At 51.9% G+C, this 16,077-nt stretch carries 15 protein-coding genes; all 15 read right to left on the bottom strand.

The features are described from left to right. Positions 1 to 22: 22 nt before the first annotated feature. Positions 23 to 1,063 carry a phosphate ABC transporter substrate-binding protein PstS gene (gene pstS, locus AL479_RS08895; RefSeq protein WP_046492450.1) on the bottom strand — a complete coding sequence of 347 codons (1,041 nt, stop codon included), beginning with the start codon at positions 1,061 to 1,063 and terminating at the stop codon, positions 23 to 25. Positions 1,064 to 1,381: 318 nt separating this feature from the next. Next, on the bottom strand, positions 1,382 to 3,211 hold the full coding sequence (gene glmS / locus AL479_RS08890) for a glutamine--fructose-6-phosphate transaminase (isomerizing) (RefSeq protein WP_044256178.1): 1,830 nt from the start codon (positions 3,209 to 3,211) through the stop codon (positions 1,382 to 1,384). Positions 3,212 to 3,448: 237 nt separating this feature from the next. Further along, positions 3,449 to 4,819 carry a bifunctional UDP-N-acetylglucosamine diphosphorylase/glucosamine-1-phosphate N-acetyltransferase GlmU gene (gene glmU, locus AL479_RS08885; RefSeq protein WP_105291738.1) on the bottom strand — a complete coding sequence of 457 codons (1,371 nt, stop codon included), beginning with the start codon at positions 4,817 to 4,819 and terminating at the stop codon, positions 3,449 to 3,451. Between the two features lie 312 nt (positions 4,820 to 5,131). Next, entirely contained in the window at positions 5,132 to 5,551 is a 420-nt protein-coding gene (locus AL479_RS08880) for a F0F1 ATP synthase subunit epsilon (protein WP_003023809.1), read from the bottom strand. Positions 5,552 to 5,571: 20 nt separating this feature from the next. After that, positions 5,572 to 6,954 (bottom strand): F0F1 ATP synthase subunit beta, encoded by a 1,383-nt coding sequence (gene atpD / locus AL479_RS08875; protein WP_003023806.1) that lies wholly within the window; start codon positions 6,952 to 6,954, stop codon positions 5,572 to 5,574. A 26-nt stretch (positions 6,955 to 6,980) separates the two neighbouring features. Then, positions 6,981 to 7,844: a F0F1 ATP synthase subunit gamma gene (gene atpG / locus AL479_RS08870; protein ID WP_005121458.1), complete on the bottom strand. Its 864-nt coding sequence runs from the start codon at positions 7,842 to 7,844 to the stop codon at positions 6,981 to 6,983. Between the two features lie 50 nt (positions 7,845 to 7,894). Beyond that, complete coding sequence (atpA, locus tag AL479_RS08865; protein ID WP_061075812.1) at positions 7,895 to 9,436, bottom strand: F0F1 ATP synthase subunit alpha; 1,542 nt, start codon at positions 9,434 to 9,436, stop codon at positions 7,895 to 7,897. 12 nt (positions 9,437 to 9,448) lie between these two features. Continuing rightward, positions 9,449 to 9,982, bottom strand: a complete 534-nt coding sequence (gene atpH / locus AL479_RS08860) for a F0F1 ATP synthase subunit delta (protein ID WP_042998754.1) — start codon at positions 9,980 to 9,982, stop codon at positions 9,449 to 9,451. Positions 9,983 to 9,996: 14 nt separating this feature from the next. Beyond that, complete coding sequence (atpF, locus tag AL479_RS08855) at positions 9,997 to 10,467, bottom strand: F0F1 ATP synthase subunit B (protein ID WP_003827022.1); 471 nt, start codon at positions 10,465 to 10,467, stop codon at positions 9,997 to 9,999. Positions 10,468 to 10,526: 59 nt separating this feature from the next. Next, the gene (gene atpE / locus AL479_RS08850) at positions 10,527 to 10,766 is read right to left on the bottom strand and encodes a F0F1 ATP synthase subunit C (protein WP_000429386.1); all 240 of its coding nucleotides are present in this window, start codon (positions 10,764 to 10,766) and stop codon (positions 10,527 to 10,529) included. Positions 10,767 to 10,812: 46 nt separating this feature from the next. Beyond that, positions 10,813 to 11,628, bottom strand: coding sequence for a F0F1 ATP synthase subunit A (gene atpB, locus AL479_RS08845; RefSeq protein ID WP_061075811.1), 816 nt, complete (start codon positions 11,626 to 11,628; stop codon positions 10,813 to 10,815). Positions 11,629 to 11,636: 8 nt separating this feature from the next. After that, positions 11,637 to 12,017, bottom strand: a complete 381-nt coding sequence (atpI, locus tag AL479_RS08840; protein ID WP_042323565.1) for a F0F1 ATP synthase subunit I — start codon at positions 12,015 to 12,017, stop codon at positions 11,637 to 11,639. A gap of 616 nt (positions 12,018 to 12,633) precedes the next feature. Beyond that, entirely contained in the window at positions 12,634 to 13,257 is a 624-nt protein-coding gene (rsmG, locus tag AL479_RS08835) for a 16S rRNA (guanine(527)-N(7))-methyltransferase RsmG (protein WP_061075810.1), read from the bottom strand. 64 nt (positions 13,258 to 13,321) lie between these two features. Then, a complete protein-coding gene (mnmG, locus tag AL479_RS08830; RefSeq protein ID WP_061075809.1) occupies positions 13,322 to 15,211 on the bottom strand; it encodes a tRNA uridine-5-carboxymethylaminomethyl(34) synthesis enzyme MnmG in 1,890 nt (629 codons plus the stop codon). Between the two features lie 379 nt (positions 15,212 to 15,590). After that, a complete protein-coding gene (mioC, locus tag AL479_RS08825; RefSeq protein WP_061075808.1) occupies positions 15,591 to 16,034 on the bottom strand; it encodes an FMN-binding protein MioC in 444 nt (147 codons plus the stop codon). Positions 16,035 to 16,077 lie beyond the last annotated feature (43 nt).

Here is a 16,077-nt window from a genome sequence, read left to right as displayed (position 1 = left end):
CGGCTCGAAGTATGACGGGTATTTAGTACAGCGCTTTACCGCTGCTGTCTTTCACATTGGTCTTCCATGCCGCACGGATCTGCTCAACCACGCTGTCCGGCAGACTGGCGTAATCCAGGTCATTAGCCTGTTTGCCGCCATTTTTGTATGCCCAGTCGAAGAATTTCAGCACTTCAGCCCCCTGCTCAGGTTTCTTCTGCTCTTTGTGAACCAGGATGAAGGTGGTGGAGGTAATCGGCCACGCATCATCACCTTTCTGGTTCGTCAGATCCTGGGCGAAGGATTTACTCCAGTCAGCGCCTTTCGCGGCGTTAGCGAAGTTCTCTTCAGTCGGACTAACCGGTTTACCGTCAGCAGAAATCAGCTTGGTGTAGGCCAGGTTGTTCTGCTTAGCGTAAGCATATTCAACGTAGCCGATGGAACCCGGCAGACGCTGTACGAATGCGGCGATACCGTCGTTACCTTTACCGCCCAGACCGGTTGGCCAGTTAACGGTAGAGCCAGCGCCCACTTTGGTTTTCCACTCTTCGTTCACTTTCGCCAGATAGCTGGTGAAGACGAAGGAGGTACCAGAACCATCAGCACGACGCACAACGGCGATATTCTGAGAAGGCAGTTTCACGCCTGGGTTCAGTTTGGTGATGGCTTCATCATCCCACTTCTTGATTTTACCCAGGTAGATGTCACCCAGCGTTTTACCATCCAGCACCAGTTCGCCAGACTTCAGACCTGGGATGTTCACCGCCAGTACCACGCCGCCAATCACGGTCGGGAACTGGAACAAACCTTCCTGATTCAGTTTTTCGTCAGACAGCGGCGCATCAGAGGCACCGAAATCAACGGTATTCGCTGTAATTTGTTTAACACCACCGGAGGAGCCGATACCCTGGTAGTTAACTTTACTACCGGTCTCTTTCTGATAAGTATCAGCCCATTTGGCATACACCGGCGCAGGAAAAGTTGCACCTGCACCTGTCAGACTTGCTGCTGCTAATGCAGAGAAAGCGCTCATAGATAAGGTCGCGGCGACAACAGTTGCGACAGTGGTACGCATAACTTTCATAATGTCTCCTGCAAGATTTTCGTAAATCATTGTTAAGTGGCTACGATGAGCAAAATAGGACAAACAGGTGACAGTTAAATGTACGAAATATGACAGTTTTATGACAATGAAAATTTCCGTTAAATCAGAACCATTTTTTTCCTGTTTATCATTAAGTTAACTTAATATATGACAACAGCTTTTCAGGAAAATTTTCTTTTTGTGACACTGAAAAAAGTAGCTGAAGATGACGATTTGTCACATTAAAACGGCGAGAGAATTGATTAAAAACAGCGCAGGGGTGAAAAAAATGCCCCGCTTTCGCAGGGCATGAGCGTTTTACTCGACGGTAACCGATTTTGCCAGGTTACGCGGCTGATCCACGTCGGTGCCTTTAATCAGCGCCACGTGATAAGCCAGCAGTTGCAGCGGCACGGTATAGAAGATCGGTGCAATCACCTCTTCCACATGCGGCATCTCAATGATGTGCATATTGTCGCTGCTGGCAAAACCAGCGTCCTGATCGGCGAAGACATACAGCTGACCGCCACGGGCGCGTACTTCTTCAATGTTGGACTTCAGTTTTTCCAACAGTTCGTTGTTTGGCGCAACAACGATAACCGGCATATCGGCATCAATCAGCGCCAGCGGACCGTGTTTCAGCTCACCTGCCGCATAAGCTTCAGCATGGATGTAGGAGATCTCTTTCAGCTTCAACGCGCCTTCGAGAGCGATCGGATACTGATCGCCACGGCCCAGGAACAGGGCATGGTGTTTGTCAGAGAAATCTTCAGCCAACGCTTCAATGCGTTTGTCCTGAGAGAGCATTTGCTCGATACGGCTCGGCAGCGCCTGCAGGCCATGAACGATGTCATGCTCAATGGATGCGTCCAGACCTTTCAGACGCGCCAGTTTCGCCACCAGCATCAGCAGAACGGTTAACTGAGTGGTAAACGCTTTCGTCGACGCCACGCCGATTTCCGTGCCGGCATTGGTCATCATCGCCAGATCCGATTCACGCACCAGAGAAGACCCCGGAACGTTACAGATGGCGAGTGAGCCCAGATAGCCCAGCTCTTTCGACAAACGCAGACCTGCCAGCGTATCCGCCGTTTCGCCCGACTGAGACAGGGTGATCATCAGGCTGTTACGGCGTACTGCTGATTTGCGGTAGCGGAATTCAGAAGCGATTTCGACATCGCACGGAATACCGGCCAGAGATTCAAACCAGTAGCGAGAAACCATCCCGGAGTTGTAGGACGTGCCACACGCGATGATCTGGATATGCTCAACCTGCGACAACAGTTCGTTAGCTTTTGGTCCGAGTTCGCTTAAATCCACTTCGCCGTGGCTGATGCGCCCAGTCAGGGTGTTTTTAATCGCATTCGGCTGTTCGTAGATCTCTTTCTGCATGTAGTGGCGATAGATACCTTTATCACCCGCGTCATATTGCAGATTAGATTCGATATCCTGACGCTTCACGTCCGCGCCAGTTTTATCAAAAATCGCGACGGAACGGCGGGTGACTTCCGCAATATCGCCTTCTTCCAGGAAGATAAAGCGACGGGTCACCGGCAGCAGCGCCAGTTGATCGGAGGCGATAAAGTTTTCGCCCATCCCCAGACCGATAACCAGCGGGCTACCTGAACGCGCAGCCAGCAGCGTATCCGGATGACGGGTATCCATGATTACCGTACCGTACGCGCCGCGCAGTTGCGGGATGGTGCGCAGCACGGCATCACGCAGCGTACCGCCCTGTTTCAGCTCCCAGTGCACTAAGTGAGCAATCACTTCGGTGTCGGTTTCTGAAACGAAGGTATAGCCACGCGCTTTCAGTTCTTCACGCAGCGGTTCATGGTTTTCGATGATGCCGTTATGCACCACCACAATGTGCTCAGAAACATGCGGATGCGCGTTTGCTTCCGAAGGTTCGCCATGCGTTGCCCAACGGGTGTGAGCAATACCGGTGCCGCCATGCAGCGGATGTTCTTCCGCAGCCTGGGACAGCATCTGTACTTTACCCAGACGACGCAGACGGGTCATATGACCTTCTGCATCCACCACGGCCAGACCCGCAGAGTCATAACCACGGTATTCCAGACGACGTAAACCTTCGAGAAGGATTTCAGCTACATCACGTTGCGCGATAGCGCCAACAATTCCACACATAGTTTTTTATTCCGAATCAAGGCATTATGCCTGTCGTTGTCTTTCGACCTGTATGCCCGTATTTTCGGGCGCCCCGAGCCTTGTAGAGAGTGGGGTTATTTTTATAAGTACTGCTGGGGGGAAATATATCTTTATTTCCTCACCCGGGTTTGCCTGATGAAGGCTACGCCTTATCCGGCCAACAAAACATCACTGAACCCAGGCCGGATAAGCGAAAGCACCATCCGGCAAAAATATTTACTTTTTCTTCACCGGGCGTTTCCAGCCCTGCTTGTTAACCTGCGGCACGCGACTTATCACCAGTTCATTATCCGCAACGTTACGGGTGACGGTGGTGCCCGCCGCAATCGTCGCCCCATTACCCACTGTCACTGGCGCCACCAGCTGAGTATCGGATCCGACAAACACATCGTCGCCAATAATGGTTTTAAACTTGTTCGCGCCGTCGTAGTTGCAGGTAATAGTGCCAGCGCCAATGTTCACGTTGTCGCCAATTTCCGCATCACCCAGATAGGTCAGGTGACCGGCTTTTGAGCCTTTGCCGAGACGCGCTTTCTTCATCTCAACGAAGTTACCGACGTGAGCACCTTCCATCAGCTCTGCACCAGGGCGCAGACGAGCGAAGGGTCCAATGGTGCAGGCCGCGTCCAGATGAGCATCTTCCACTACGCTGTACGGGCTGATTTCACAGTCATCACCGATAACGCTGTTTTTAATAACGCAACCCGCGCCAATCTTCACGCGATGGCCCAACGTGACGTGACCTTCGATGATAACGTTAGTATCAATTTCAACATCTCGCCCGTGAACGAGCGTACCGCGCAGGTCAAAACGCGCCGGATCGCGTAGCATCACGCCCGCCAGCAGCAGTTTTTCTGCTTGCTCGGACTGGTAAACGCGTTCCAGACGGGAAAGTTGCAGACGGTTGTTGACGCCTTCGACTTCACTCAGACGATCGGGATGAACGGCCGCGATTTCACGACCTTCCTGATAAGCCAGCGCAATGATATCGGTGATGTAGTATTCACCCTGCGCATTGTTATTGGTCAGTTTAGACAACCAGCGCTTCATGTCCGCGCCGTTTGCAATCAGGATCCCGGTATTGATTTCCTGGATCTGACGCTGTTCCTCGCTGGCATCTTTATGCTCAACGATGCCGGTCACTTTGCCGTTTTCACGCGTGATGCGACCATAGCCGCTCGGATCGTCCAGCTTAACCGTGAGCAGACCAATTCCCCCCTGGGGTTTGGCATCGCGCAGGCGCTGCAAGGTCTCAATCGAGATCAGCGGAACATCGCCGTAGAGCATTAAAATGTCTTCATCATCGCCAAAGAATGGCGCCGCCTGCTGCATAGCGTGGCCGGTGCCCAACTGCTCCGCCTGCAACACCCAGTTCAGATTGTCTTCTTTCAGGCTTTCTTTAAGCAGATCGCCACCGTGGCCATAGACCAGATGAACCTGAGATGAGCCTAATTCATTAGCTACATCAATGACATGCTGAACCATCGATTTCCCGGCAAGGGTATGCAGCACTTTTGGAAGATCGGAATACATACGTGTGCCTTTGCCTGCGGCAAGGATCACTACGCTCATCGCTTTATTCAACATACGCACCCTGACTGTAATTTGAGAACGAATTTATACCGTTTCACTTTGAAAATACTACATTTTTTTCATCGTGAAATGGGCAGAGGATAAAACGCACAATCACGAGTTTTCCTCAACGAAGATAGAGACATTTTCGTCCATTGATGCGGCTTTTGTCTTCTGAAAAGTCACCTGACCTCGTGATTAACGCGCCAGGCTAATGTTTTTGCTCTTTTTTTGATCCAAAAAGAAAGATGACGTAAAGAGCACAATAATGACAGACAAAAAAAAACCAGCCTGAAATCAGACTGGTTTTCGTATTTTAACCCGGTGTTACATCGCTTTTTTGGTCAACTCGATAACGCGCAGTTTCGCGATCGCTTTGGCCAGTTCCGCAGATGCCTGAGCGTAATCCACGTCACCATGAGAGCTCTTAATGTGCTCTTCAGCCTTACGTTTCGCTTCCAGGGCTCTCGCTTCATCGAGATCCTGCCCGCGAATCGCGGTATCAGCCAATACGGTCACGCTGCCAGGTTGCACTTCAAGAATGCCGCCAGACAGATAGATAAACTCTTCATGACCAAACTGTTTAACGATGCGGATCATACCAGGCTTAATGGCGGTGAGCAGTGGGGCGTGCCCTGGGAAAATACCCAGTTCACCTTCACTACCCGTTACCTGGATTTTCTCGACCAAACCAGAGAACATTTGTTGCTCTGCGCTGACGACGTCCAGGTGGTAAGTCATTGCCATATCACCCTCCGATTAAGGCGTTAAAGTTTTTTGGCTTTTTCTACGGCTTCGTCGATAGAACCAACCATGTAGAACGCCTGCTCTGGCAGGTGGTCATACTCGCCTTCCATGATGCCTTTAAAGCCACGGATGGTGTCTTTCAGGGAAACGTATTTACCCGGAGAACCGGTGAATACTTCCGCAACGAAGAACGGCTGGGACAGGAAGCGCTGGATCTTACGCGCACGTGCTACCACCAGTTTGTCTTCTTCAGACAGTTCATCCATACCCAGGATGGCGATGATGTCTTTCAGTTCCTGATAACGCTGCAGCAGGGACTGTACGCCACGCGCGGTGTCGTAGTGTTCCTGACCGACTACCAGTGGATCCAGCTGACGGCTGGTAGAATCCAGCGGGTCAACGGCCGGGTAGATACCCAGAGACGCGATCTGACGGCTCAGTACCACGGTTGCATCTAAGTGAGCAAAGGTGGTGGCTGGCGACGGGTCAGTCAAGTCATCCGCAGGTACGTATACCGCCTGAACGGAAGTGATAGAACCGGTTTTGGTAGAAGTGATACGTTCCTGCAGAACACCCATCTCTTCCGCCAGGGTCGGCTGGTAGCCTACCGCTGATGGCATACGACCCAGCAGTGCGGAAACTTCCGTACCGGCCAGGGTGTAACGATAGATGTTATCGACGAACAGCAGTACGTCACGACCTTCGTCACGGAATTTCTCTGCCATGGTCAGACCGGTCAGTGCAACGCGCAGACGGTTTCCCGGCGGCTCGTTCATCTGGCCATAAACCAGGGATACTTTATCCAGAACGTTGGAGTCGGTCATTTCGTGGTAAAAGTCGTTACCCTCACGAGTACGTTCACCTACGCCCGCAAACACGGAGTAACCGGAGTGCTCGATCGCGATGTTACGGATCAGCTCCATCATGTTTACGGTTTTACCTACACCCGCACCACCGAACAGACCGACTTTACCGCCTTTCGCGAACGGACACATCAGGTCGATAACTTTGATACCGGTTTCCAGCAGTTCCTGAGAGCTGGACAGCTCTTCATAGGACGGTGCTGCGCGGTGGATAGCCCAACGCTCTTCTTCACCGATATCGCCTTTCATGTCGATCGGGTGACCCAGGACGTTCATGATACGACCCAGGGTTGCTTTACCTACCGGGACTTCGATCGGGTGCTCGAGGTCTTTGACTTCCAGACCACGACGCAGACCGTCGGAAGAACCCATTGCGATGGTACGTACGATACCGCCGCCGAGCTGCTGCTGAACTTCCAGCACCAGACTCTCTTTACCATTCATAACCTCAAGAGCATCGTACACGCGCGGTACGGCATCCTGAGGGAATTCGACGTCAACCACGGCGCCGATTACCTGGACAATTTTTCCAGTAGCCATCTTGAATCCTCTACGAATTAACCTGGTTATACCGCGGATGCACCACCGACGATTTCGGTGAGTTCCTGAGTAATGCTGGCCTGACGAGCTTTGTTGTATACCAACTGCAGCTCTTTAATCAGGCTGCCGCCATTGTCGGTCGCGGCTTTCATCGCCACCATACGTGCGGCCTGCTCGCTGGCCAGGTTTTCTACCACGCCCTGATAAACCTGAGATTCAACGTAACGACGCAGCAGGGTATCCAGCAGCGGTTTCGGATCGGGTTCATACAGGTAATCCCAGGCTTTTTGTTTTAACTCTTCATCTTCTGATGCCGGTAATGGCAGCAGTTGAGTCAGCGTCGGAACCTGAGACATGGTGTTGATAAATTTGTTGCTGACAACGTACAGTCTGTCCAGACGACCTTCATCGTAAGCCTGCAGCATCACTTTAACCGGACCGATCAGTTCGGACAGGGAAGGGTTATCCCCCATACCGGTTACCTGAGCAACCACATTACCGCCAACGGAATTAAAGAAAGACACGCCCTTAGAGCCGATCATTGCGATGTCGCACTGAACGCCTTTATCGGACCATGTTTTCATATCCGCCAGCAGCTTTTTGAACAGGTTAATGTTCAAGCCACCGCACAGACCACGGTCAGTCGACACCACCAGGTAGCCCACGCGTTTAACGTCGCGTTCTTCCAGGTACGGGTGCTTATATTCCAGATTACCATTCGCAAGGTGACCAATCACTTTGCGCATGGTCTCTGCATAAGGACGGCTGGCCGCCATGCGATCCTGCGATTTACGCATTTTGGAAGCGGCGACCATCTCCATCGCTTTAGTGATCTTCTGCGTGTTCTGGACGCTTGCGATCTTACTACGTATCTCTTTTGCGCCGGCCATGAGCTTCTCCTCAATGCCTTGCGGCCTGTCCTAAGACAAGCCGCCAGACGTTACCAGGACTGGGTTGCTTTGAAGGAATCGAGGATAGCTTTCAGCTTGCCTTCGATTTCGTCGTTATAGTTACCAGTCTGGTTGATTTCTTGCATCAGCGGAGCATGGTCACGGTCGACGTAAGCCAGCAGAGCGGCTTCGAAGCTACCGATTTTCGCCAGTTCCACATCTTCGAGGTAACCGCGTTCAGCCGCGAACAGAACCACACCCTGTTGTGCTACAGACATAGGGGCATACTGTTTCTGTTTCAGCAGCTCGGTCACTTTCTGACCGTGGCTCAGCTGTTTACGGGTTGCTTCGTCCAGGTCGGATGCGAACTGAGAGAACGCAGCCAGTTCACGATACTGTGCCAGCGCGGTACGGATACCACCGGACAGTTTCTTGATGATCTTGGTCTGAGCAGCACCACCTACACGAGATACGGAGATACCCGGGTTAACCGCCGGACGAATACCGGAGTTGAACAGGTTAGTTTCCAGGAAGATCTGACCATCGGTAATAGAAATTACGTTGGTCGGAACGAACGCAGAAACGTCACCCGCCTGGGTTTCGATAATCGGCAGAGCGGTCAGGGAGCCGGTTTTACCTTTCACTTCACCCTTGGTGAAGTTCTCAACGTATTCCGCGTTAACGCGGGATGCGCGTTCCAGCAGACGGGAGTGGAGGTAGAACACGTCGCCCGGGAATGCTTCACGTCCTGGCGGACGACGGAGCAGCAGGGAAACCTGACGGTAAGCAACAGCCTGTTTAGACAGGTCATCATAAACGATCAGCGCATCTTCACCGCGGTCACGGAAGTATTCGCCCATTGCGCAACCGGCATACGGCGCCAGGTATTGCAGTGCAGCAGATTCAGACGCGGTCGCCACAACAACAATGGTGTTGGCAAGTGCGCCGTGTTCTTCCAGTTTACGAACCACGTTAGAAATGGTGGACGCTTTCTGGCCAATAGCCACGTACACACATTTGATGCCGGAATCACGCTGGTTGATGATGGCATCGATTGCCATCGCGGTTTTACCGGTCTGACGGTCACCGATGATCAATTCACGCTGACCACGACCGATTGGGATCATGGCATCAACGGATTTATAACCAGTCTGCACCGGCTGATCGACGGACTGACGTTCGATTACGCCCGGTGCGATAACTTCGATTGGCGAGAAGCCATCGTTATCAACCGGACCTTTACCGTCAATCGGGGAACCCAGTGTGTTAACCACACGGCCCAGCAGGCCACGGCCAACCGGAACTTCCAGAATACGACCCGTACACTTAACCTTCATACCTTCGGCGAGGTCAGCGTATGGACCCATCACCACGGCACCCACGGAGTCGCGCTCCAGGTTCAGTGCGATAGCGTAACGGTTACCCGGCAGGGAAATCATCTCACCCTGCATACAATCGGCCAGGCCGTGAATGCGGATAACACCGTCACTTACAGAAACAATAGTACCTTCGTTGTGAGCTTCACTCACAACATTGAACTGAGCAATGCGCTGCTTGATCAGTTCGCTGATTTCGGTGGAATTCAGTTGCATGCTCCAGTCCCCTTAAGACTGCAAGACGTCTGCAAGACGTTCAAGACGGCCGCGTACGCTGCCATCAATGACCATATCACCCGCACGGATGATTACGCCCGCCATTACAGACTTATCGATTTTGCAATTCAGCTTAACTTTGCGTGACAGACGTTTTTCCATCGCAGCGCTAATCTTCGCAAGCTGTTCTTCACTCAGTTCGTTCGCGGAAGTGACTTCTACCTCAGAGATAGACTCACTCGCGGCACGCAGGTGAATAAACTGCTCAAGAACATCCGGGAGCGCGTTCAGACGGTTATTCTCAGCCATAACCTTAATCAGGTTCTGACCGTTTTCGTCCAGTTGCTCACCGCAAACTGCGATAAACGACCCGGCGAGCGTTTCCGGCGCCAGTGCGCCAGAGAGAAGCTCTGCCATTTGTTCGTTCTTAGTCACCTCGGCGGCAAACGCCAGCATGTCCTGCCAGCGCTCTACACTTTGGTGTTCGACGGCAAAGTCAAAAGCTGCTTTGGCGTAGGGGCGAGCTACCGTAACAAATTCAGACATCAGCCCCTCCCTCCTTACAGTTCAGCGACAAGTTTGTCCACGATGTCGCTGTTAGCAGCTTCATCCACGGAACGTTCGATGATCTTCTCGGCGCCAGCAACAGCCAGGATAGCAACTTGCTTACGCAGCTCTTCACGGGCACGTTTACGCTCGGCATCAATTTCCGCCTGCGCCTGGGCCACGATTTTAGTACGTTCCTGTTCTGCTTCCGTTTTGGCTTCGTCCAGGATCTGAGCGCGACGTTTGTTCGCCTGCTCGATGATTACCTGAGCTTCCGCCTTCGCTTTTTTCAGCTGGTCGGTCGCGCTGGCCTTTGCAAGGTCAAGATCCTTGTGTGCGCGTTCAGCAGAAGCAAGACCGTCAGCAATTTCTTTTTGACGCTTCTCGATGGCAGCCATTAACGGCGGCCATACATACTTCATGCAGAACAGAACAAACAGGACAAACGCGATGGCCTGGCCGAGGATTGTTGCGTTAAGATTCACAGCACAATGCCTCTATCTAGTTAACGTTCTGATATTGCTCTTAATTCAAGCAACGCTTACTACGCGACAGCGAACATCACGTACAGACCCAGACCTACAGCGATCATCGGGATAGCATCCACCAGACCCATAACGATAAAGAACTGAGTACGCAGCAGAGGAATCAGATCAGGTTGACGCGCTGCGCCTTCCAGGAATTTACCCCCGAGGATGCCGATACCGATCGCAGCACCGATTGCCGCCAGACCCATCATCACAGCGGCAGCCATGTACAGCAGATCCATATTCAGGTTTTCCATGACAGTCTCCAGTTTGTTTCAGTTAAAACGTAGTAGTGTTGGTAAATTAATGCTCTTCAGACGCCATCGACAGATAGACGATCGTCAGAACCATGAAGATGAAGGCTTGCAGCGTAATAATCAGGATGTGGAAAATGGCCCACGGCACATTCAGGATCCACTGTGACCACCACGGCAACAGACCAGCAATCAGAATGAAAATCAGCTCACCGGCATACATGTTGCCGAACAGTCGCAGACCGAGAGAAACCGGTTTAGACAGCAGACTTACCCCTTCAAGGATTAAGTTGACAGGGATGAACGCCCAGTGATTGAACGGCTGCAGCGTCAACTCTTTCGTGAAGCCACCGATGCCTTTCATTTTGATGCTGTAGAACAGAATGAGGATAAATACGCCGAGCGCCATGGACAGGGTAACGTTCACGTCAGCAGACGGAACCACACGCAGTGCAGGCAGACCGAAGATGTGCTCGCCGATGTACGGCAGCAAGTCGATTGGCAGTAAGTCCATCAGGTTCATCAGGAATACCCAAACGAAGATCGTCAGGGCCAGCGGTGCAATCAGCTTGCTTTTGCCATGGTACATGTCTTTCACGCTACCATGCACAAAGCCGATTATCAGCTCAATCGCGGTCTGAAACTTGCCTGGTACGCCGCTGGTCGCCTTCTTGGCCACGCTGCGGAACAAAGCCAGGAACAACAGACCCAGCACCACCGAGAAAAATATGGAGTCAATATTGAGCGTCCAGAAGGTGGCTGGGGGGTTATGCGGATCCACCAGCGAGAATGTACGCAGGTCCAACTGAAGGTTGTTCAGATGGTGTCCTATGTAATCCTGCGGCGTCATATTTTCTGAAGCCATGATGCCTTTTACCCTTTGTTGTTAATTACAGCCGGCGCCAGTATCTGAACCACCAGCACCAAAACCCACGTAACGATCAGCGGCAAAAATACCGCCTTGAAAACCGCCAGCGCCACCACCAGCAAAATCAGCATCGCTAACACCTTGAAGGCTTCACCGAAGGCGAACGTCCAGGCCACTCGGCCTTTAGCAGGTGTATGCGCCTGGTGACGCCAGGCAAATATCATAAACAACACGTTAGGCAGAAAGACTGCCATACCTCCGCATATTGCGGAAGTGCCCCAGAAGAGGTCTTTGAGGCTGAACAGCAATCCACTTGCTACTACCGCCAGAAACTGAATGAACAGAAGCTTACGAGCAACGTTTCGACTCAAGAGCGACACAGACATCACGTTTTTAACTCCTGCTCCCTTCGAGGTATGCCGCGTGTCGTATAAAACGTTCTTTGAGGCTTAGAGTCAAGCATCAAAAAGCGGTCAAATTATACGGTGCGCCCTCGTGATTTCAAACAATAAGTAGCTAAAAGGTGAATAAATGTTTAAATATTTTTCCCTGGCCCACATTTATGACTTTTAGCCAAACTGTGAACGATCATGCAAAACTGCAAATAGCGCGTAAACACTGGTGTTAAAGCGTGCTTCAGATCACATATTGAGCATATTCGCGCCGACGGTATTTATTTACTTGGCAAATGATGCCTTTTCAACTTTCTGATATTTAAGCCTAAAATCAATCACTCTTTTAAAAACGACCGATTACATCTCAAAAACCAACCATTGACATTTTTAATAAAAATTCAACACCCGAGAGTGATTCTATGCCTGGATTTTTAGCAGCCTGATATTTTCAGTGTTGACTAATTTTGTCTTTAGCCAAAAAAGCCACGTTGCTCTGTTGATAATAGACAGTAAACGTGGCGTTAAGTGTAACGACTTATATCGGCAAAAATGTCTCAGTGTTTTAACAATAAAAAGACCGATTTTTCTCTATTTTTTTTGATAAATATTAAATTTTGTTTGGCTTAATCACCACCAGATGACGCTCACCTTCCAGATTTGGAACCTGCAGTTTAACCACAGATTCAACGCAAAACACCGGGGGAAGCGACGCAATCTCGTCTTCCGGGAGCTGGCCTTTCAGCGCATAAAAACAGCCCTTCTCGCCCGGAAGGTGGTGACACCAGCTCACCATGTCATTGAGTGAAGCGAACGCCCGGCTGATCACGCCATCAAACGGCGGCTCTGCGGGAAATTCCTCTACACGACTTTGCACTGGCGTGATGTTATCCAGTTTCAGCTCATGCTGGACCTGACGCAGGAAACGCACGCGTTTACCCAGACTGTCGAGCAAGGTGAAATGCGCTTGCGGAAGCACAATGGACAACGGAATGCCCGGCAGCCCTGGTCCGGTACCGACATCAATAAAACGCTCACCCTGTAAATGCGGCGCAACGATAATGCTGTCGAGAATGTGACGAACCAGCATCTCGTTGGGATCCCGCACAGAGGTCAGGTTGTACGCTTTGTTCCATTTGTGCAGCATTTCAACATACGCAATCAACTGATTTTTCTGGTGATCGGTAAGCGAAATGCCGGCGTCTGCCAGCAGGCGTGAGAGTTTGTTGAGCACGGTGATTACCTGTTTTAACTAATTTGCCCGGTAAGCAATGCACCACCGGGCAACGTTCAACACATTAAGCGCTGCGGCGCAGCATACCTTGTTTTTTTAGCCACACCAGCAGAATGGAGATAGCGGCTGGCGTAACGCCGGAGATACGCGACGCCTGACCGATCGAAACCGGTTTGTGATCGTTCAGCTTGGCAATCACTTCGTTCGACAGGCCGGATACCTGGCGGTAATCCAGCGTGGCAGGCAGCAGCGTGTTTTCATTGCGCAGCTGTTTATCAATCTCATCCTGTTGACGCGCGATATAGCCTTCGTACTTGACCTGGATTTCGACCTGCTCAGCAGCCTGCACGTCTTCCAGTGCGGGGGCAAACGGCGTCAGGGTCGTGAGCTGTGCATAGGTCATTTCCGGACGACGCAGCAGATCTTCGCCACTGGCTTCACGAGACAGCGGCGCAGTAAGGTGAGCGTTCACTTCGTTGGCCGATTCCGCCGCAGGCGTCACCCAGGTGGATTTCATGCGCTGACGTTCGCGTTCGATGTTCTCCAGCTTCTCGTTGAAGCGAGCCCAACGCACGTCATCCACCAGACCCAGTTCACGCCCCATTTCGGTCAGACGCAGATCGGCGTTGTCTTCGCGCAACATCAGACGGTATTCGGCACGCGAGGTGAACATGCGGTACGGTTCTTTGGTCCCCAGCGTGCACAGGTCATCAACCAGTACGCCGAGATATGCCTGAGAACGCGCCGGCGCCCACCCCTCTTTGTCTGCGGACAGACGCGCGGCGTTGAGCCCTGCAAGCAGGCCCTGCGCGGCAGCTTCTTCGTAGCCGGTTGTGCCGTTAATTTGTCCAGCGAAGAACAGACCCTGGATAAATTTGCTTTCCAGCGTCGGTTTCAGGTCGCGCGGGTCGAAAAAGTCATACTCAATGGCGTAGCCCGGACGAACGATTTTCGCGTTCTCCATCCCTTCCATGGAGCGGACAATCTGCATCTGCACGTCGAAAGGCAGGCTGGTGGAGATCCCGTTAGGGTAAATTTCGTTTGAGGTTAGTCCTTCCGGCTCCAGGAAGATCTGGTGCTGGTTACGATCGGCAAAGCGCATCACTTTGTCTTCGATCGACGGGCAATAACGCGGCCCGATCCCTTCGATCACGCCGGCATACATTGGGCTACGATCGAGATTATTGCGGATCACGTCATGGGTTTTCTCGTTGGTGTGCGTGATATAGCACGGCACCTGTTGCGGATGCTGGGCAGCATTGCCCATGAACGAGAAGACCGGCATTGGGTTGTCGCCATGCTGCTGCGCCAGTACGCTGAAATTAATCGTGCGCGCATCGATACGCGGCGGGGTGCCGGTTTTAAGACGGCTTACGCGCAGCGGCAGTTCGCGCAGACGGCGAGAGAGCGGAATGGACGGCGGATCGCCAGCACGGCCACCGCTGTAGTTATCCAGACCAATATGAATTTTGCCGTCAAGGAAGGTTCCAACGGTCAACACGACCGCTTTGGCGCGGAATTTCAGCCCCATCTGGGTCACGGCACCAACGACACGATCGTTTTCAACAATCAGATCTTCAACCGCCTGCTGGAAGATCATCAGGTTGGGTTGGTTCTCCAGCGCGGTACGTACCGCCTGACGATACAGCACACGATCCGCCTGAGCACGGGTGGCGCGAACCGCCGGTCCTTTGCTCGCGTTTAGTATCCTAAACTGGATACCTGCCTGGTCGATTGCTTGTGCCATCAGCCCGCCGAGCGCATCCACTTCTTTTACCAGGTGTCCCTTCCCAATACCGCCAATCGCCGGGTTGCAGCTCATCTGCCCCAGTGTGTCGATATTGTGTGTCAAAAGCAGGGTTTGTTGACCCATACGCGCTGCGGCCATCGCGGCCTCAGTGCCTGCATGACCCCCGCCAATGATGATGACGTCAAAAGGATCCGGATAAAACATGGTAATTGCCTCGCATAACGCGGTGTGAAAATGGATTGAAGCCCGGGCGGTGGATTCTACTCAACTTTGTCGGCTTGAGAAAGTCCCCGGGATCCTGGGTATTAAAAAGAAGATCTTTTTATTTAGAGATCTGTTCTATTGTGATCTCTTATTAGGATCGCCATTGGCTGTGGATAAGCCGGATCCAGGTATTAAGATCAATACGTTGGTAAGGATCATTAGCTGTGAATGATCGGTGATCCTGGTCCGTATAAGCTGGGATCAGAATGAAGGGTTATGCACAACTCAAAAACTGAACAACGGTTATTCTTTGGATAACTACCAGTTGATCCAAGGTTCCTGACAGAGTTATCCACACTCGATCGCACGATCTTTACACTTATTTGAGTAAATTAATCCAGGATCCCAGCCAGGCTTCTGCCGGATCTTCCGGAATATCGTGTTCAAGGATGTTGATCTTCAGCGTTTCGCCGATCTGTCTGGCACCGGAATGCTTCAGTTCGGCTTCGATCTTCTCGATAGCGCCACAGAAGGTGTCATATTCGCGACTGCCGATACCGATCGCGCCAAAACGAACCTGCGACAGATCCGGTTTTTGCGCTTGAAGATCTTCATATAAAGGAACAAGGTTATCCGGAATGTCTCCCGCACCGTGCGTGGAGCTGATGACCAGCCAGATCCCGGAGGTTGAAAGATCCTCTAACAGCGGGCCGTGCAGGGTTTCAGTAGAAAAACCGGCATCTTCCAGCTTTTCAGCCAGGTGTTCTGCAACATATTCAGCGCCGCCGAGGGTGCTGCCGCTAATAAGAGTTATGTCAGCCATACGAGCCCATCCTGTTAAAGAAGGGCTATTGTACGCTGTGAGT

This window comes from Citrobacter amalonaticus (genome assembly GCF_001559075.2).
Lineage (GTDB): Bacteria > Pseudomonadota > Gammaproteobacteria > Enterobacterales > Enterobacteriaceae > Citrobacter_A > Citrobacter_A amalonaticus_F.
This window is presented reverse-complemented; position numbering and strand designations above follow the sequence as displayed.